Source organism: Rhodosalinus halophilus (assembly GCF_003298775.1).
Lineage (GTDB): Bacteria > Pseudomonadota > Alphaproteobacteria > Rhodobacterales > Rhodobacteraceae > Rhodosalinus > Rhodosalinus halophilus.
Genome location: NZ_QNTQ01000006.1, coordinates 436,405 through 452,962, shown reverse-complemented (window position 1 = coordinate 452,962; position 16,558 = coordinate 436,405). Strand labels below are relative to the sequence as shown.

Here is a 16,558-nt window from a genome sequence, read left to right as displayed (position 1 = left end):
CCGGCTCAACTCAACCCGCGGTGCGGAGCCGGTCACGATGGCGTGCGAGCCAATGCACGGATAGTTCGAGCGGCCCGACGTCCAGAAGGCCCGCGTCCGCCCATTCCACGACTTGTTCCAAGGGCAGCACGTGGCGCCGGATATCCTCGGCTTCCTCCTCCAGCCCGCCGGTCTCCGCCGGCGGCCGGGACAGATCCGCAAGTCCGAGATAGATGTAAAAGAACTCCGTCGAACAGCCCGGTGAAGGGTAGCTGCGCGAGATCGTCTCGAGCCTCTCGAGCGTGACGCCCGCCTCTTCCTCGGCCTCGCGGCGCGCCGTGGTCTCGGGCGCCTCGCCCGGGTCCACGCGGCCGGCCACCGGCTCGAGGCACCAGGGGCGCGGATCACCGCGCAGGTAGGGCCCGGGCCGGAACTGTTCGATGAGCAACACCTCGTCGCGGCGCGGGTCGTAGGGCACGACCAGCGCCGCATCGGTCGCCACCAGCGCGGCCCGCGTCACCGCCTCGCTGTAACCGCCGCCGAAGAGCGGAAAGCGCAGATCCTGTTCCTCCATCGCGAAATAGCTCGCATAGGGGCGGCGGTGCGCGAGAAGCTCGACGGAGCCGCGATCGGCGCTCGCCACGATCGGCGCCCGGGGCCGCGGCGTCGCGCCCAGCACACGCGAATGCGCCCGCGACCGGATCATGCCGAAGATGTCACCGATCGCGCCCGGACTGAGGCGGCCGTGATGGGCCATCACCTCGCGCGCGGCTTCTTCGCTGAGGCGGCCCCATGCGGCCTGCCAATCCCCCAGCGACCAGGGCCCGTCCGTCTCGGGCGGCACATCCGGGAGGAAGACCTGCGCCGGTTTCGGTCCCGCATCCGTCTCTACGGTCACCGGCGCGGCGGCATAGCCGAACGCGGCTTCGTAGTGGCACAGCCGACCAAGGGCGCGCGGGCCCTGATCGCGCAGGAGGATGCCCTCGGCGGATTCCCCGGGCGCGGGAACCAGGGCGGGATAGGGTGCGCCCGCCACCGCGCGCACCGCATGCCCGCTCAGCCGGGCCGCCTGCTGGCCCGGGGGCGTCTCGCCCAGAACGATCGCCAGCAGCGGCGCGTGCCGGAGCGTGCCGTAGAGGAAGACGTCGCGCAATCGGCCCCCCTCAGCGCCAGCGCCGTGCCGCGTACTCCGAGCTCACCCCGGCGACGATGGCGCCGGCGAACAGCGCGACGAGCATCTGCGCGTCGAGCAGGTAGGCGCCGTAGTCCACGATGAGTTCGAAGACGGCGGCGATCGCCTCTATCGGACCATCGTAGCGGCGCGCGAGGGAGAGCCTTACCATTTCCGACACCGCCTGCACGAAGAGTCCCCAGAACACGAGCGCCGCCGTGCCGGTGATGCCGTTTCCGATCGCGGCGGAATAACCGCGCCCGGCGCGCTTGCCGATCACGATCCATCCGCAGACAGCGCCGATCACCAGATTGATCGCCGAAAAGGCGCCGAACTCCGTGCGCCCGGTCTGCGCCTCGATCAGCGGCTTGATCAGCTCGGAGGCGAACCAGCCGAGCGCGGCAAGCGCGATAGCGGCGACCAGGCGCGCGGCCGTAGGCATCAGGCAGGCCTTTGCACTGTAATCTGCGTCACGTCGCACATTCCGCTTTGAAACAGAGACGCGCAAGAGGTGAGGTAATAACTCCACATCCGCCGGAAGCGCTCGTCGAAGCCCATGGCCTGCGCCTTGGGCCAGCTTTCGGCGAAGCTGTCGTGCCAGCGGCGCAGCGTCTGGCTGTAGCTTTCGCCGAACTCGTGGCTGTCCTCGAAGGAAAGCCCCGCCCGCTCGGTCTCGCGCCGCAGGGCAGAGGGCGAGGGCAGCATTCCGCCGGGAAAGATGTACTTCTGGATGAAATCGACGTTCCTGCGGTAGCTCTCCCACCGCTTGTCCTCGACGGTGATGACCTGCAGCGCGCCCTTGCGCCCCGGCTTCAGCCGCTCGCGCAGCGCCGCGAAGAAGACCGGCCAGTAGCGCTCGCCCACTGCCTCGAACATCTCGATCGAGGCCACCGCGTCGTATTGCCCGCGCTCGTCGCGGTAGTCCTGAAGCTTGAGGTCCACCCGGTCCGATAGCCCGGCCTGCGCGATACGCGCCTGCGCGAAATCGAACTGCGCCTGGCTGATCGTGAGGCCGGTGACGCGAAGCCCCCGCTCGCGCGCGGCATATTCCGCGAAGCCGCCCCAGCCGCAGCCGATCTCCAGCACATGATCGCCCGGCTTCACGTCGAGCTTGTCGGCAAGGGCCGCGTATTTCGCCTCCTGCGCCTTCTCGGTGCTCTCCTGGCCCGTCTCGAAGAGCGCCGAGGAATAGGTCATCGTGTCGTCGAGCCACAGGCGGTAGAAGTCGTTGCCGAGGTCGTAGTGCGCGGCGATGTTCTTCTTCGCCTGCCGCCTGGTGTTCGACTGCAGCCAGAAGCGCACGCGCTCCAGCGCGCGCACCAGCGCCATGCCGGGGAAGCCCTCGTAGATCTCGTCGTTGCCCGCGTGCAGCAGATCCATGAAGGCCTGCAGGTCCGGCGTGCTCCAGTCGCCGTCCATGTAGGCTTCGGCGAAGCCCACGTCGCCCTCGCGCAGGAGCCGGGCGAAGACGTCGTCGTCGTGGATGTGCATCTCGGCCACGGGTCCGGGCGCGCGGCCCTCGGCGCGAAAGCGCCGCCCGTCGGACAGCACGAAATCCACGCGGCCGGCATTCATCCGCGACGCCATGTCGAAAATGCGCGCGAAGTAGCGCGGCAGACCGGACTGGCCTTCGGTCGAGGTCAGGATCATGCGCGATCTTCCATACTTGCGTTGGCGTTAGCTATGCGGAAACCGCCCCGGGCGGCAAGCCCGGGCGCGGCGTGCCCTCTCAGAAGTCCCTCGATTCATAGGCGTCGAGCGCGATCTTTCGGCCTTCGTCCGGCGCGACGACCGGCGCGGGGTAGGCGTCGGTCGGCGCGAGGCCCCAGCGCCGCGGGATCGCCTCGAAATAGGCGCAGGCGCTCTCCGGCGGGTCGCGCTGCCCCTCCGCGATCCAGCGCCGGCGGTATGCGGCGTCCGGGTCGAAGCGCTTGGCCTGCGTGACCGGGTTGAAGACGCGGAAGTAGGGCGTGGCATCCGGCCCCGAGCCCGCCGACCACTGCCAGCCCAGCGCGTTGGAGGCCGGATCCCAGTCGATCAGGTGGTCCTCGAACCATTTCAGCCCGATCTTCCAGTGCGTCATCAGATGCTTGGTCAGGTAGCTCGCCACGATCATGCGCGCGCGGTTGTGCATCCGGCCCGTCACATACATCTCGCGCATGCCTGCATCGACCATCTCGATGCCCGTGCGCCCCTGCTTCCAGGCGTGCACGGTCGCCGCGCTCTCGTCCTCCGACCACGGGAAGGCGTCCCAGTCCGGCCGCCAGTTGGCCGAGGTCAGCCGCGGCGTGTGGTGCATCAGGTGGTAGGCGAATTCGCGCCAGACGAGTTCCTGCAGGAAGGTCTGGGCGCCCGCCTTGCCTTCCTCCATCGCGCGGACCCCGGCGTGCCAGCACTGGTGCGGGCTGATCTCGCCCAGGCTCAGGTTCTCGCTCAGGCAAGAGGTGCCGTCCTCCGCCGGCCGGTCGCGGCTCTCTGCGTAGCCGTCCACGACATGCGCCATGAAATGCCCCAGCCGGCCCTGCGCGGCACGCTCGCCGACGCGGGCGTAGGGCGCGACCACCGCCGCGCCCCGGTGCATCGCGGCATCGAGCCGCCAGTCCGCCAGCCGCTCGCTCTCCGGCCAGCTCGCGGGCGCGGGGATGCGGCCGGGCGCGGGCAGCGGCGCATCGACCTCGCGGTCGCGCACCGCGCGCCAGAAGGGCGTATAGACCTTGTAGAAGCCGCCCTCCTTCGTCGCCACGGTCCAGGGCTCGAAAAGCAGATGGCCGCCGAAGCTGCGCGCCTCGATCCCCTCGGCCTTGAGCGCGGCCTTCACCTCGGTGTCGCGCGCGACGCTGTCGGGATCGTAGGCCCGGGTCCACCAGACCGACCGCGCCCCCGTCTCCGCGACCAGGGCGCGCAGCACATCGAGCGCCGCGCCCGAGCGCAGGATAAGCCGGCTGCCCTGGTCCTCCAGCGTGCGGGCGAGCGCCTCGAGCCCCAGCCCGAGCCGGAACTTCGGCGCCGCCCCCAGCCCGTCCGTCACCGGATCGCGCAGCACGATCGGGATCACGGGCGGTCCGGCCTGCGCCGCGGCATGCAGCGCCGGGTGGTCGCTCAGCCGCAGGTCGCGGCGGAACCAGAGCAGGATCGGGGCGGTCTCGGGCACGGCGGCGGCACTCGCGGGTCTTGCGTCGAGGCAGGAGCTAGCGCGAATGCGCCGTGGTCAAAGCGCGGCGTCCATCGCGGCGATCGCGCGTTCCACTTCGCCGGCGGTGGTGTAGTGCACGAAGCTCAGCCGCAGCACGCCATGCGCGGGATCGATCCCCATCGCGCCGAGCGGACGGTGGGCGTAGAAGTCGCCGCCACCGGCCATGATCCCCTCCCCGGCAAGCCGCTCCGCCGCCTCCGCCCCCGGCCGGTCGAGCGCGACGGCCACCGTGGGCGCGCGGCCCTCGGCCCTGCGCGGCCCGAGCAGGCGCAGGTCGTTGCGCCCGGCGAGATAGTCGAGCAGCGGCTGCAACAGCGCCGTCTCGTGCGTCCGCATGAGCGCGCCCACCTGCGCGGCGCGCGTCGCCGCGTCGGGCTCTTCGGGGAAATGTCGCGCATGGAGCGCATCCCAGTAATCGGCGATTCCGGCGCAGGCCGCGACCTGGGCATGATCCGGCCCGGCCGGCACGAACCGCTTGGATGAACGCCCGGCGTTGAACTCGTGGCCCTGCGCCGGCAGGAGCTCCGCGAGTTGCCGCCTGATCGCCATGACGCCCTGGTGCGGCCCGTAGGTCTTGTAGGTGGAGAAGAGGTAGATGTCCGCGCCCAGCGCGCCGAGGTCCGGCAGCCCGTGCGGCGCGAGGCTCACGCCGTCCACGCAGACGAAGGCGCCGGCCGCATGCGCCATCGCCGTGATCTCGACGGCAGGGTTGATCTCGCCCACCACGTTCGAGCAATGCGGAAAACAGACGAGGCGCACGGTCTCGTCCAGGAGCGGCGCGAGATCGGCTGGATCGAGATGCCCCGTCTCGGGGTCGATCTTCCACTCGCGGATCTCGATCCCCTCCCGCGCCAGCCGCCGCCAGGGCCCCGAATTCGCCTCGTGATCCTGATCGGTCACCACGATCGCCTCGCCGGGCGCCATCATCTCGGCGAAGGCGCGGGCGAGGACATAAACGTTCTGCGTGGTCGATGGACCGAAGGAAAGCTCGTCCGCGCCGATCCCCAGGAGCGCCGCGAGCCGCGCGCGCGCCTCGTCCATCTCCGCGCCCGCCTCCCGGCTCGCCGAGAAGGCGCCGTGCGGCTGCACCTTCCGCGCGCGATAGAAGCGTTCCAGCCGCGCGATCACCGGCGCGCAGGCATAGCTGCCGCCGGCGTTCTCGAAATGCGCCTGCCCGGCGAGCGACGGCTCGGCGAAGGCGGGAAACTGCGCCCGCACGAAGTCCAGATCCAGATCCATGACGGACACTGAAAGCGCGCCGGGCGCACGCCGTCAAGCGCGCGCCCGGTCCTTCTTCTTGGATCGAAATATCCTCGGGGGGTGAATGCCGCGCGAGCGGCAGAGGGGGGCAGACAGCCCCCCTCTTCAGCGGCTCGGCTCAGGCGCGCTTCTCCGCGATCAGTCCCCTCACGATGGCCCAGCAGATCAACAACAGGATGATCGTGAAAGGCAGGCCCGTGGAGATCACCATGGCCTGCAGCGCCGTCAGGCCGCCGCCGATCAGCAGCGCGATCGCCACCAGCCCCTCGAAGGTGCACCAGAACACCCGCTGCGTGACCGGCGCGTCCACCTTGCCGCCGGCCGTGATCGTGTCGATGACCAGCGAGCCCGAGTCCGACGAGGTCACGAAGAACACGATCACCAGGATGATCCCGAGGGTCGAGGTGATCGCCGCCAGCGGCAGGCTCTCCAGCATCGCGAAGAGCGACAGTTCCGGCGAATAGGTGTCGATCACGTTCGCCTTGACCGCACTCGTCTGGGGGTTGGCGATCATGTCGCTGATCGCCGAGCCGCCGAAGACGGCCATCCACAGGATGCAGACGATCGAGGGAATGATCAGCACGCAGGTGATGAACTCGCGCACCGTCCGGCCGCGGCTGACGCGCGCGATGAACATGCCCACGAAGGGCGACCAGCTGATCCACCAGGCCCAGTAGAAGGCCGTCCAGCCCTGCATGTAGCCAAGGTCTTCGCGCCCGAAGGGATTCGACAGCGGCACCACCTCCCGCGCATAGGCGCCAAGGCCCGCGACGAATTCCGAAAGGATGGTGCCGGCCCCCGCGGCGAAGAGCACGAAGAGCAGCAGCAGGAAGGCGAGGATCATGTTGATCTCGGACAGCCGCTTCACGCCGCCGTCGAGACCGCGCAGAACCGAAACCAGCGCCACGGCCGTGATCGCGATGATGAGGATCACCTGCACCGTCACGTTGTTCGGGATGCCGTAGATGTAGTTCATGCCGGCGTTGGCCTGCTGCGCGCCGAAGCCCAGCGAGGTGGCGAGGCCGAAGAGCGTGGCGAAGACGGCCACGGTGTCGATGATGTGGCCCCACCAGCCCCAGACGCGCTCGCCCAGGATCGGGTAGAAGGCCGAGCGGATCGAGAGCGGCAGGCCCTTGTTGTAGCTGAACAGCGCCAGCGCCAGCGCGACGACCGCGTAGATCGCCCAGGGGTGCAGCGCCCAGTGATAGGAGGTCGCCGCCAGCGCCATGCGCCGCGCCTCTTCCACGTTCGCCTCGATCAGCTGGCCGTCCTCGGTGAAGGGCCGCACGGTGCCCAGCGGCGCGTCGCCCCAGGGCGTGGCGAAGTAGTAGGCCGGCTCCAGCACGCCGAAGAACATCAGCCCGATGCCCATGCCGGCCGCGAAGAGCATCGCGAACCAGCCCGCATAGCCGTAGTCCGGCGTCGCCTCCGCCCCGCCCAGGCGCACGGAGCCCCAGGGCGAGACGATCAGGAAGAGGCAGAAGATCACGAAGACGTTCGCCGAGAGCAGGAAGAACCAGTCGAAGCTCGACGTCAGCGCCGGCCGCAGCCACCCGAAGAAGTCGGACGCCTGCTGCGGCGCGATCAGCGCATAGGCCACGAAGGCCACGACCACGAGGCCCGAGATCACGAAGACCGGGTTGTGGATGTCGAAGCCGAACGGGCCGACTTTTCCCTCGATGTTGTCCTGACCGATTTCGTATTCGGTGTCGATGATATCCGCTTCGCCCTCTGGGGCGGGGATACCCGGGCTGGTTTCGTCGGCCATCTGCGGCCTCCCTCTTGTTGGTTTCGTTCTCGGTCTCGCAGCCGCGCGCCGCGGCCGTGCCGCCGTCTTAGCGGACGAGCAGGACGGAGACCTTGGAATGCTCCGCCACATAGCCGCCGTTGGACGGCCAGATGTAGTCGCTGAAGTTCGGCGGATGGGTCGCCATCACCACGAGGTCCGAGCCGGTCTCTTCCACCGCCTTGAGCAGGGTGGGATCGAGGTCGATCGTCGGGTCGTGACTCGTCATCGCGTGCGACCCGGTCTCGATGCCGTGCTTTTCGCCCTGCTCCTTCGCGAAGGCCTCGAGCTTCTGCGCGAATTCCTGCGGCGTGTGGGCGATCTTGCCCGGCTGTGGCGACGTGACGGCGACGTAGACCACGGGCGCCTTGAAATGGGTGGAAAGATCGGCCGCGCATTGCAGCGTCTTCTCCAGCGTGCCGACGTGGGCCAGGTCCACCGGCGTCATGATTTTCTTGAACACGCACGTCCCTCCTGTCTCGCGCCACGGGCCTTCACGGCCTGCGGCACGCCGCGAGAACGGACCCGGGGGACCGAACCGGGACGCGCCGCGAGGCGCGGCGCCTCGGTTGTGGCCGACAGCCTAGACCTTTCGCCGGACCGGATGCAACGAAGCTGTGCGTTTCCCACCCCGCGAGGACACAACGCGCGGGGCGGACCGAGGTTCCGGGTCAGGCAGGCGTCAGGCGTTCACGTCCACCACGACGCGGCCGCGCACCTTGCCGGCGAGGATGTCGGCGCCCAGCGCTGGCAGATCCGAGAGCGTCGCGGGCTGCACCATCGCCTCGAGCTTCTCCATCGGCAGATCGCGCGCGATCCGCTCCCATGCGCGGACGCGGTTGGCGTAGGGCTGCATCACGGAGTCGATTCCCAACAGGTTGACCCCCCGCAGGATGAAAGGCGTGATCAGCGCGCCCTCGATCGCAGCCCCCCCGGCAAGGCCCACGGCCGCGACCGAGCTGCCGTATTTCATCTGCTTGAGCACGCGGCCCAGCATCGCGCCCGCCACCGCGTCCACGCAGCCCGCCCAGCGCTCGGACTCCAGCGGCTTCTTCGTGACCTCCGTGAGCTCCTCGCGCGGGACGATCTCGGTCGCGCCCAGCCCCTCGAGATACTCCGCCTGCTCCGGCCGCCCCGTGACCGCGGCAACCTCGCGGCCGGCCTGGGCGAGAATCGCGGTCGCGACCGAGCCCACGCCGCCCGCGGCGCCCGTGACGAGAACCGGCCCGTGATGCTCGGCGAGCCCCTGATCCTCCAGCGCCTGCACCGCCAGCATGGCGGTGAGCCCCGCGGTGCCCACCGCCATCGCCTGCCGCGTCGTCATGCCCTCGGGCAGCGGCACGAGCCATTCGGATTTCACCCGCGCCTTCTGCGCGTAGCCGCCCCAATGCGCCTCGCCCACGCGCCAGCCGGTAAGGATCACCTTGTCGCCCGGCTTCCAGCGGTCGTCGTCCGAGGATTCGACCGTCCCCGCGAAATCGATTCCCGGGACGTGCGGGTAGTGCCGCACGAGACCGCCGCCCGGCCCGATGCAGAGCCCGTCCTTGTAGTTCAGCGTCGAATACTCGACCGCCACCGTCACCTCGGCGTGCGGCAGGTCGTCCTCGCCGATCTGCTGCACGGCGGCAGAGGTCTTGCCGCTTTCCGCGTCCTTCTCGACCACAAGCGCGTTGAACATCGTCTCTCCCTCTCGCTCCGTGACGGGCGCCCTGCGCGCCCTCGTCCTTTCATTCGCCCAGCCCCCCAGGCGTCGGCCGCAGGCCGACAGGGCGCCGCCCCGTCTCAGTGGCGGTGCCAGTCCTCCGGCATCAGGAACAGGTCGGTGTCCTCCGTGTCCACCCCGGAAGCGGTGAGCATCGCGTGCATCTGGCCGCGGTGCTGCGTGGCATGGTTGAACATGTGCACGATGCAGAGCGCACGGGGGCGCCGGACCTCGCGCCCGGCCGCCCCGGACCACCAGGTCAGATCGCCCTCGACCTCGGTCGGCTCCAGCCCGTCGGCCCAGACGATCAGCCGCGCGTCCATCTCTGCGCGCGCCGCGCCCCAGTCGGCGGCCGAGGGACACAGCTGCGCGCTCTCGCGGATCGTGCCCCCGGGCCCCTCCGCGCCCTCCAGCCGGGCGAGCCAGACCCGGTCCGCCCAAAGCACATGGTTCGCCGTGCCGAGCAGCGAGCCGAAGAAGGCGCCGCGGTCGCGCGTCGCCGCCTCCGCAGGCATCGCCTCCAGCCGGTCGCGCAGCCAGGCGTTCTGCCAGGCGCCGTAGCGCGCCAGCATGCGGCAGTAGTCCGGCCCGATCATCACGGCCCCTGCCAGTCGATCTGGCAGATCTCGGCGCTGCGCCCGTCGAAATCCCAGACCCGGCCGTAGGCGCGCACCCGCCCTTGCGTGGCCGTCGCCACGGTGATGTCGGGCCCCATCCAGTATTGCGTGTTGGTCACCACGATCTCGCGCTCGGGGTCGGCGCCGCGCACCGGTTCCACCGCGCCCTGGATCTTCTTGCCGACCATCAGCCGGCGCGTCGCGCCCTCGGTCTCGAAGACCACCGGCGCGCGCTCGGCACCCAGGAACTCGCTCACCAGCACCGAGAACAGGCCGGTCGTTCCCTTCGCCGCGCCGGAGAATATCCTGACGAGCGCGGCGAAGGCGGCCTCGCTCGCGCGTTCGTCGATGAAGGCCGCCGCCTTCCAGTTGCCGCGCGCCATCTGCCCGGGAATCTCCAGCAGAAGACCCACGTTGAGCCCCGAAAGAACCTCGGCACCGTAGTGGCCTTCGTCGATGCGCACGCCCGCCCAGGCCTGGCACACGCCTTCCGTGGGCGGATGCTTGCCGAGGCTGACGACGCAGGGACAGAACACGGTGCAGTTGCAGTTGAGGATCAGCTCGCCCCGGATCGCCCAGGGCTCGGGCGGCCGCGGGCGCGGGCCGGCCGCGGGGTGGCGGCTGTCGATGGGCTCACGAACGGCGATCCTGTCGGTCATCTCTTTCTCCGGTCATGGGGCGCCGGCCGCGACGAGCGCCGCGGCGGCGAGGAGGGCGATCCCGAGCGGGCGCGTGAGCGCCCGGCCGAGGGAGAGCTTCTCGACGGCCATGAGCACCATGCCCGCCGCCATGAAGCCGAGGTTCATCGTCCCGCCCACGAAGGCGAGCGCCATCAGCGCCCAGCAGCAGCCGAGACACACGGCGCCCAGCCTTAGGCCCATGCGCCAGGGCCCCTCGTCCCAGTGCTGCATGAAGAAGGTGAGCGGCGCACGGCATTTCGACAGGCAGGCGTGCTTGAGCGCGCTGAACTGGTAGAGGCCGGCGAGCGCGAGCAGCGCGGCGGTGAGGGCCGCCGACGTGCTCGCGCCCAGCGGATCGAGCAGACCGGACTGCCAGAGGGCGGTCTGCACGAGCGCCGCCACCGCGGCGAAACCCGCCCAGACGGCGAGATAGCCCCCTGCCAGGGCGCCGAAGCGGGTGCGCGTCGCGCGGCCGAGATCCTCGTAGGTGGCGAAGGCAGGCAAGGCGGTGGGCGTCATCATCGCCGCCCCCATCAGCGCCCACATCGCCCAGAGCCGGGCAATGCCGGCTGCATCGGCGGCCGGCGCGCAGAGCGTCTCCCAGAGCGCGGCGCCATAGGCGCCCGAGAGCGCCGCGAGGTCGGACGCGGCCGCAGCCATCGCCCAGAGCGCGGCCCAGGCCGCGAGGATCGCGGCGTAGAGTGCTCCCCAGTGCGGCGCGCCCATCGCGCGGATGCGGTCTGCCAGCATCGCGGCCCTCCCTCCGGCATTTAGGATTCGCGGCTTTTTCCTGCTTTGTCCACCGCCGCGCGCCCTGCAAACCCCTTGAAATCGCGGCGGCGGGCGTCAATATTGACGGTGTCCCCTCGGGGACTATGGGCATAAACGCGCACGCAATAAGCGGATCGGACCCGGGGGCGGTACCCGGCGGCTCCACCAATACCCCTGTCGTTGGCGGGATCATGGGGCCGAAACAGGATCGACGAACGTGTAAAGGTGTGGCTTTGCCCCGGTGAGGTACCACCGTTATCGGTCCGTAAAGCATAATTGCCAACGACAATCATGCTCCGGTCGCCGTTGCCGCGTAAGCGGTAACGAGACCGAAATCTCGAAGCCCTGACCTCTAGCAAGGTCAGGCGGGGTTCGCAGGCACCTGGCAACAGAAGCCTGCACTTTCCTTCCTACGACAGCTGCAAGCCCGCCAGCGGCGCTGCTTGCGTTGCGCGCCTCCGGGGGGATCCGGTCCGCATGAAGGCGTGGAACAGCGGCGCCGTGGATTGCGGATCGATCGCGGCGCGCTATCACCTCCCTGTCACATCAGGCACCTATGGGCGGGGGTCATGCCCGACGCCGCGCTTTCAGAGATCACCCGCGCCTTCCTGCGTATCGGCGTGCTCAGCTTCGGCGGGCCGGCGGCGCAGATCTCGCTCATGCATCGCGAGCTCGTGGAGGAGCGCGGCTGGCTCTCCGAAGCGGAGTATCTGCGTGCGCTGAGCTTCTGCATGCTGCTTCCCGGGCCCGAGGCGATGCAGCTCGCCACCTATGCCGGCTGGCGGCTTAGGGGCGTGCCCGGCGGGCTGATCGCGGGCGGGCTCTTCGTGGCGCCCGGCGCCGTGGTGATCGGGGGGCTGGCGGCGGGCTACATCGCCTTCGGAGAGGTGCCGCTGGTGCAGGCGGTCTTCGCGGGCGTGCAGGCGGCGGTCGTGGCGATCGTGCTGCAGGCGCTCCTTCGGCTGGGCGGCAAGGCGCTGCGCGGACCCGGAGACTGGACGGTGGCGGGGCTCGCCTTCGCCGCGATCTTCATCCTGGGCTTGCCGTTCCCGGCGATTCTCGCGGCGGCCGCGCTCTGGGGTGCATGGGCCGCGCGCGACGAAGCGGCCGGCCCCACGCCTCCGCCGGGCGCGCGGCCCCGCACCCTGGCGACGGTCGCGCTCTGGGGGGCACTCTGGGCCGCGCCGCTGGTGCCGCTCTGGCTCGCCGGCGCCGGATTCCTGACGGACCTCGCGCTGTTCTTCGGCTGGCTCGCGCTGGTCACCTTCGGCGGCGCCTACGCCGTGCTGGCCTACATGACGCAGGCCGTGGTGGGCGAGTTCGGCTGGCTGACCACGGCGCAGATGATCGACACGCTGGGTCTGGCCGAAACCACGCCGGGGCCGCTCATCCTGGTCACGCAGTTCGTGGGCCATCTCGCGGGACATGCGCAGGGCGGGTGGGCGCTCGGGCTGCTGGCCGGCCTTCTCGTGCTGTGGATGACCTTCGTGCCCTGCTTTCTCTGGATCTTCGCCGGAGCGCCCTATGTCGAGGCGCTCGCGTCGCGCCCGCGCCTGCAGGGCGCGCTCTCGGGCATCACCGCGGCGGTTGTCGGCGTGATCCTCAACCTCGCGCTGTGGTTCGCGCTGCACGTCCTTTTCGGAGACATGCAGGCAGGCCCGGCCTGGCTCGCCGCGCCGCTGCCGGTCTGGAGCAGCCTCGACCCTGTGCGGTTCGGGCTGGTCCTTCTCGCGCTCGCGCTGATCGTCTGGCGCGGCATGGGCGTGGCGCCCGCGATCGCGGCGATGGGCGCGGCGGGCGCGCTCGCCGGGCAGGTGGCGGGATGAGCCCTGCGGCGGCCCCTTTCATATTGTCCCGAATCCCCTATGCTCAGCGACATCGGAGGCGGAGACGGCATGGCGGAGCGGATAGACTACGGCAAGCTCATGCATCACGCGATGCGCGGACTGATCCGTCAGGTTCTGTCCGATGTCGCCCGCGACGGCCTGCCCGGCGAGCATCATTTCTTCATCACCTTCGACACGCAGCATCCGGGGGTCGAGCTCGCGCCTTGGTTGCGAGAACGTTACCCCGAGGAAATGACGATCGTCATGCAGCACTGGTTCGACGCGCTCGAGGTCGATGACGAGGGCTTCGCGGTCACGCTGAGTTTCGGCAATCAGCCCGAGCGGCTCGTCGTGCCGTTCGACGCGCTTCGGACCTTCGTCGATCCGTCGGTCGAGTTCGGCCTGCGTTTCGAGAGCCCGGGTGCGTCCGGGGACGACCTCGACGAAAGCGAAGACGCGTCCGGCCCCGCGCCGGAAGAAGAGGACGACGCGGCCGAGCGCAAGGACGCGGACGTCGTGAGCCTCGACCGCTTCCGCAAGTGAACGTTGCCCTTTCCGGGGGCGCGCGCTAGACGGCATGCGACCGCATACGCGAAGGAGGGGCGCATGACCGCGACGCGCACGGAAACCGACAGCTTCGGCCCGCTCGAGGTGCCGGCGGATCGCTACTGGGGTGCGCAGACCCAGCGCTCGATCATGAATTTCCCGATCGGCTGGGAGCGCCAGCCCGTCGCCATCGTCCGCGCGCTGGGCGTGATCAAGAAGGCCTGCGCGATGGCCAACACCCGCGCAGGCAGGCTGCCGCAGAGGGTGGGCGAGGCGATCCAGCAGGCCGCGCAGGAGGTCGTGGACGGCAAGCTGGACGACCACTTCCCGCTCGTCGTCTGGCAGACCGGCTCGGGCACGCAATCCAATATGAACGCCAACGAGGTGATCGCGAACCGCGCCATCGAGATTCTGGGCGGTCAGATGGGATCGAAGGATCCGGTCCACCCGAACGACCATTGCAACATGGGGCAATCGTCGAACGACACCTTCCCGACGGCCATGCACATCGCCACGGCCATGACGGCGCGCGATGTGACGCTGCCGGGGCTCCGCAAGCTGCACGCGGCGCTCGAGGCGAAGGTCGCGGCCTTCGAACACATCATAAAGATCGGGCGCACCCACACGCAGGACGCCACGCCCCTCACGCTGGGACAGGAGTTCTCGGGCTACGCGCATCAGGTCGCCATGGGCATCGCCCGGATCGAGGCCGCGCTGCCGCGCATCCACGAGCTCGCGCAGGGCGGCACCGCCGTGGGCACCGGGCTCAACACGACCCAGGGCTGGGCCGAGGAGGTCGCGGCGAACATGGCCGAGATCACCGGCATGCCCTTCGTCACCGCGCCCAACAAGTTCGAGGCGCTGGCCGCCCACGACGCGATGGTAGAGATGTCGGGCGCGCTCAGGACGGTGGCCGCGAGCCTCTACAAGATCGCCAACGACATCCGCTTCCTCGGGTCCGGCCCACGATGCGGCCTGGGCGAGCTGATCCTGCCCGAGAACGAGCCGGGCAGCTCGATCATGCCGGGCAAGGTGAACCCCACCCAGTGCGAGGCGCTCACGCAGGTCTGCGCGCACGTCATGGGCAACGACGCCGCCGTGGGCTTCGCCGGCAGCCAGGGGCATTTCGAGCTCAATGTCTACAAGCCGATGATGGCCTACAACGTGCTGCAGTCCATGCAGCTCCTGGGGGACGCCTGCGCGGCCTTCACCGACAACCTCGTCGAGGGGCTCCAGGCCAACGAGGCGCGGATCGACAAGCTGATGCGCGAGTCGCTCATGCTGGTCACGGCGCTCGCCCCCGAGATCGGCTACGACAACGCCACCACCGTGGCCAAGACGGCGCACAGGAACGGCACGACACTCAAGGAAGAGGCGATCCGCCTCGGCTTCGTGGACGAGGCGACCTTCGAGCGCGTCGTGCGACCCGAGAACATGATCGGGCCCAAGCCCGCCTGACGCGACCGGAGACAGCGATGGCCGACGCCCCGATCAACCTCAACCGCTACCGCAAGGCCCGGGCGCGCGCCGAGGCGAAGCGCGAGGCCGACGAGAACGCGGTCAGATTCGGCCGCAAGAAGGCGGAACGCGAGCGCGCCCGCGCCGAAGCGGAGCGCATCGCGCGCGCGCTGGACGGGCAACAGCGCGACGAATGAAGGGCCGGCCGGTCAAGCGTTCGCTCACACTGCGGGGGCACCGCACGTCGGTCTCGCTGGAAGACGAGTTCTGGAAGGCCTTCCGCGAGATCGCGGCGAAGCGGGGCGTGACCGTGAACGCCCTGGCCACCGAGGTCGACGAGGCCCGCGGCACGCAGGCGGGCCTCGCCTCCGCGATCCGGGTCTTCGTGCTGCGGCACTACCAGGACAGAGGAGGCGGCGATGGATGAGACGCGTCTGGAGCGGATCGAGCGCCATCTCGCCGAACTCGCGCGCACGGTGGAAGATCTCTCCGACGCCGTGACGCGTCAGGAGACGGAGCTCGCGCGGCTGTCCCGGCGTGTCGATCTGCTGATGCAGCGCGAGGCCGAACGCGAGGCGGAGGCGGGCACAGCGGTCTTTCCCGACCGCCGCCCGCCGCACTGGTGAGCGGGCGAGACAGGGGCGAGAGTCGGCGTCGCGCACGGCTCGTGGCTCGCTGCTCGTTGGCCCTTGCAGGCCGCCTCGCTGCGAAAAGGCCCACCAGGGCCGATAAGCTCCCCCTTGGCCCGCCCGGCGCCTTCGACCCCGGCTGCGGTCTCAACCGCTCTTGATATCGACCGCGAGAACCTGGCCGTCGTGGAGAAGCAGGTTCTTCCAGATCGGATTGACCCCGAAGCGCTCGTAGATGCTCACGAAGGCGGTGTTCCGCTCCAGACGGTCGATACGCGGCCCGCAGGGCTGGCCGCGGCGCGCGCCGCAGACCTGCCGCTTCAGGCTCTCGTAGGCATCGTCGGTCGCGGAGAAGGGCTGAACCTCGGCGGGCTGCCCGTAACGCAGGAACTCGTGCGTCGAGGGGGCGCCGAACATCGCGAGCGCGGCAGTGAACTGGCGCACGCAGCCGTCGGAAAAACCGGTGATGTAGAAGGCGTGCGGCGCGGTGTTGCCCGGATCGCTGTCGTAGAGCCGATACATCGGCCGTCGCTCGGGAAAGCGCGCGATTTCGCGGCCGAGCCTGCGGTTGGGCACGTCGCAGAGACGGCCGATCGTGCCGTAGGCCAGCCGGTCGCCGAAGGCGATGTCCTGAACCTCGGCGGCGCCGTCCGTCCTGGGCCGGCCGCCCGTATCGCCCCCGAAGAGCCGAGAGAGAAATCCGCCCCCTGCCCCGCCGGTGGCCGGCGCCTCGGGGTCAGCCGCCTCCCGCGCCGCCCCTGCCTCCGACACCGAAGAGGCGGGCGCATCGCGGGCGCCGAAGAGCCGCGAGAAAAAGCCGGCGCCGGCCTTGTCCTGCTCGGGCAGAGCCCGGGCAGCGCCGGCCTCTCCGGCGACCTCGACCTCCGAGAGGCGCTCGACATCGGACACACCACTGCAGGCGGCGGCAACGAGCGCGAGG

General features: G+C 69.9%; 18 protein-coding genes and 1 other RNA gene. 7 read left to right on the top strand and 12 right to left on the bottom strand.

Going from position 1 to position 16,558, the window contains the following annotated elements:
- Window positions 1-10 precede the first annotated feature (10 nt).
- From DRV85_RS08795 to DRV85_RS08745, 11 genes are all read right to left on the bottom strand, one after another.
- On the bottom strand, window positions 11-1,132 hold the full coding sequence (locus DRV85_RS08795; protein WP_113289068.1) for an NUDIX domain-containing protein: 1,122 nt from the start codon (window positions 1,130-1,132) through the stop codon (window positions 11-13).
- A gap of 10 nt (window positions 1,133-1,142) precedes the next feature.
- Window positions 1,143-1,592 carry a TrgA family protein gene (locus tag DRV85_RS08790; RefSeq protein ID WP_113289067.1) on the bottom strand — a complete coding sequence of 150 codons (450 nt, stop codon included), beginning with the start codon at window positions 1,590-1,592 and terminating at the stop codon, window positions 1,143-1,145.
- Window positions 1,592-2,800 (bottom strand): SAM-dependent methyltransferase, encoded by a 1,209-nt coding sequence (locus DRV85_RS08785; protein ID WP_113289066.1) that lies wholly within the window; start codon window positions 2,798-2,800, stop codon window positions 1,592-1,594. Before DRV85_RS08785 ends, DRV85_RS08790 begins: the two co-directional genes overlap by 1 nt.
- 79 nt (window positions 2,801-2,879) lie before the next feature.
- Entirely contained in the window at window positions 2,880-4,301 is a 1,422-nt protein-coding gene (locus tag DRV85_RS08780; protein ID WP_113289065.1) for a cryptochrome/photolyase family protein, read from the bottom strand.
- Between the two features lie 57 nt (window positions 4,302-4,358).
- Window positions 4,359-5,582, bottom strand: coding sequence for an aminotransferase class V-fold PLP-dependent enzyme (locus DRV85_RS08775; RefSeq protein WP_113289064.1), 1,224 nt, complete (start codon window positions 5,580-5,582; stop codon window positions 4,359-4,361).
- A 139-nt stretch (window positions 5,583-5,721) separates the two neighbouring features.
- Window positions 5,722-7,371: a BCCT family transporter gene (locus tag DRV85_RS08770; RefSeq protein ID WP_113289063.1), complete on the bottom strand. Its 1,650-nt coding sequence runs from the start codon at window positions 7,369-7,371 to the stop codon at window positions 5,722-5,724.
- Window positions 7,372-7,438: 67 nt separating this feature from the next.
- Window positions 7,439-7,852 (bottom strand): universal stress protein, encoded by a 414-nt coding sequence (locus DRV85_RS08765; protein ID WP_113289062.1) that lies wholly within the window; start codon window positions 7,850-7,852, stop codon window positions 7,439-7,441.
- A 219-nt stretch (window positions 7,853-8,071) separates the two neighbouring features.
- The gene (gene acuI, locus DRV85_RS08760) at window positions 8,072-9,067 is read right to left on the bottom strand and encodes an acryloyl-CoA reductase (protein ID WP_113289061.1); all 996 of its coding nucleotides are present in this window, start codon (window positions 9,065-9,067) and stop codon (window positions 8,072-8,074) included.
- Window positions 9,068-9,171: 104 nt separating this feature from the next.
- Complete coding sequence (locus tag DRV85_RS08755; protein ID WP_113289060.1) at window positions 9,172-9,687, bottom strand: DinB family protein; 516 nt, start codon at window positions 9,685-9,687, stop codon at window positions 9,172-9,174.
- A complete protein-coding gene (locus DRV85_RS08750) occupies window positions 9,687-10,367 on the bottom strand; it encodes a DUF1326 domain-containing protein (RefSeq protein ID WP_113289059.1) in 681 nt (226 codons plus the stop codon). Before DRV85_RS08750 ends, DRV85_RS08755 begins: the two co-directional genes overlap by 1 nt.
- A 12-nt stretch (window positions 10,368-10,379) precedes the next feature.
- A complete protein-coding gene (locus tag DRV85_RS08745; protein ID WP_233495446.1) occupies window positions 10,380-11,138 on the bottom strand; it encodes a DUF2182 domain-containing protein in 759 nt (252 codons plus the stop codon).
- A 71-nt stretch (window positions 11,139-11,209) separates the two neighbouring features.
- Here DRV85_RS08745 and ssrA point away from each other — a divergent pair.
- The 7 genes from ssrA (at window position 11,210) to DRV85_RS08710 (ending at window position 15,615) form a co-directional block, all read left to right on the top strand.
- Window positions 11,210-11,562: a transfer-messenger RNA gene (gene ssrA / locus DRV85_RS08740) on the top strand.
- Window positions 11,563-11,728: 166 nt separating this feature from the next.
- Entirely contained in the window at window positions 11,729-12,985 is a 1,257-nt protein-coding gene (gene chrA, locus DRV85_RS08735) for a chromate efflux transporter (RefSeq protein WP_113289058.1), read from the top strand.
- A 69-nt stretch (window positions 12,986-13,054) separates the two neighbouring features.
- On the top strand, window positions 13,055-13,528 hold the full coding sequence (locus DRV85_RS08730) for an SspB family protein (RefSeq protein WP_113289057.1): 474 nt from the start codon (window positions 13,055-13,057) through the stop codon (window positions 13,526-13,528).
- A gap of 63 nt (window positions 13,529-13,591) precedes the next feature.
- Window positions 13,592-14,989 carry a class II fumarate hydratase gene (fumC, locus tag DRV85_RS08725; RefSeq protein ID WP_113289056.1) on the top strand — a complete coding sequence of 466 codons (1,398 nt, stop codon included), beginning with the start codon at window positions 13,592-13,594 and terminating at the stop codon, window positions 14,987-14,989.
- Between the two features lie 17 nt (window positions 14,990-15,006).
- Window positions 15,007-15,186: a DUF4169 family protein gene (locus DRV85_RS08720; RefSeq protein WP_113289055.1), complete on the top strand. Its 180-nt coding sequence runs from the start codon at window positions 15,007-15,009 to the stop codon at window positions 15,184-15,186.
- Window positions 15,183-15,416, top strand: coding sequence for a ribbon-helix-helix domain-containing protein (locus tag DRV85_RS08715; protein ID WP_113289054.1), 234 nt, complete (start codon window positions 15,183-15,185; stop codon window positions 15,414-15,416). Before DRV85_RS08720 ends, DRV85_RS08715 begins: the two co-directional genes overlap by 4 nt.
- Window positions 15,409-15,615 carry a SlyX family protein gene (locus DRV85_RS08710; RefSeq protein WP_113289053.1) on the top strand — a complete coding sequence of 69 codons (207 nt, stop codon included), beginning with the start codon at window positions 15,409-15,411 and terminating at the stop codon, window positions 15,613-15,615. Before DRV85_RS08715 ends, DRV85_RS08710 begins: the two co-directional genes overlap by 8 nt.
- 150 nt (window positions 15,616-15,765) lie before the next feature.
- Here the strand turns inward: DRV85_RS08710 and DRV85_RS08705 are convergent, their stop codons facing one another.
- Window positions 15,766-16,527, bottom strand: coding sequence for a hypothetical protein (locus tag DRV85_RS08705; protein ID WP_113289052.1), 762 nt, complete (start codon window positions 16,525-16,527; stop codon window positions 15,766-15,768).
- Window positions 16,528-16,558: the final 31 nt, after the last annotated feature.

What these genes read in the sequence shown, in the direction of transcription:
- acuI (WP_113289061.1), bottom strand. Translation starts at nt 9,067, where the DNA reads ATGTTCAACGCGCTTGTGGTCGAGAAGGACGCGGAAAGCGGCAAGACC.
- DRV85_RS08770 (WP_113289063.1), bottom strand. Translation starts at nt 7,371, where the DNA reads ATGGCCGACGAAACCAGCCCGGGTATCCCCGCCCCAGAGGGCGAAGCG.
- DRV85_RS08790 (WP_113289067.1), bottom strand. Translation starts at nt 1,592, where the DNA reads ATGCCTACGGCCGCGCGCCTGGTCGCCGCTATCGCGCTTGCCGCGCTC.
- DRV85_RS08745 (WP_233495446.1), bottom strand. Translation starts at nt 11,138, where the DNA reads ATGCTGGCAGACCGCATCCGCGCGATGGGCGCGCCGCACTGGGGAGCA.
- DRV85_RS08710 (WP_113289053.1), top strand. Translation starts at nt 15,409, where the DNA reads ATGGATGAGACGCGTCTGGAGCGGATCGAGCGCCATCTCGCCGAACTC.
- DRV85_RS08715 (WP_113289054.1), top strand. Translation starts at nt 15,183, where the DNA reads ATGAAGGGCCGGCCGGTCAAGCGTTCGCTCACACTGCGGGGGCACCGC.
- DRV85_RS08720 (WP_113289055.1), top strand. Translation starts at nt 15,007, where the DNA reads ATGGCCGACGCCCCGATCAACCTCAACCGCTACCGCAAGGCCCGGGCG.
- chrA (WP_113289058.1), top strand. Translation starts at nt 11,729, where the DNA reads ATGCCCGACGCCGCGCTTTCAGAGATCACCCGCGCCTTCCTGCGTATC.
- DRV85_RS08755 (WP_113289060.1), bottom strand. Translation starts at nt 9,687, where the DNA reads ATGATCGGGCCGGACTACTGCCGCATGCTGGCGCGCTACGGCGCCTGG.
- DRV85_RS08785 (WP_113289066.1), bottom strand. Translation starts at nt 2,800, where the DNA reads ATGATCCTGACCTCGACCGAAGGCCAGTCCGGTCTGCCGCGCTACTTC.
- DRV85_RS08750 (WP_113289059.1), bottom strand. Translation starts at nt 10,367, where the DNA reads ATGACCGACAGGATCGCCGTTCGTGAGCCCATCGACAGCCGCCACCCC.
- DRV85_RS08730 (WP_113289057.1), top strand. Translation starts at nt 13,055, where the DNA reads ATGGCGGAGCGGATAGACTACGGCAAGCTCATGCATCACGCGATGCGC.
- DRV85_RS08775 (WP_113289064.1), bottom strand. Translation starts at nt 5,582, where the DNA reads ATGGATCTGGATCTGGACTTCGTGCGGGCGCAGTTTCCCGCCTTCGCC.
- fumC (WP_113289056.1), top strand. Translation starts at nt 13,592, where the DNA reads ATGACCGCGACGCGCACGGAAACCGACAGCTTCGGCCCGCTCGAGGTG.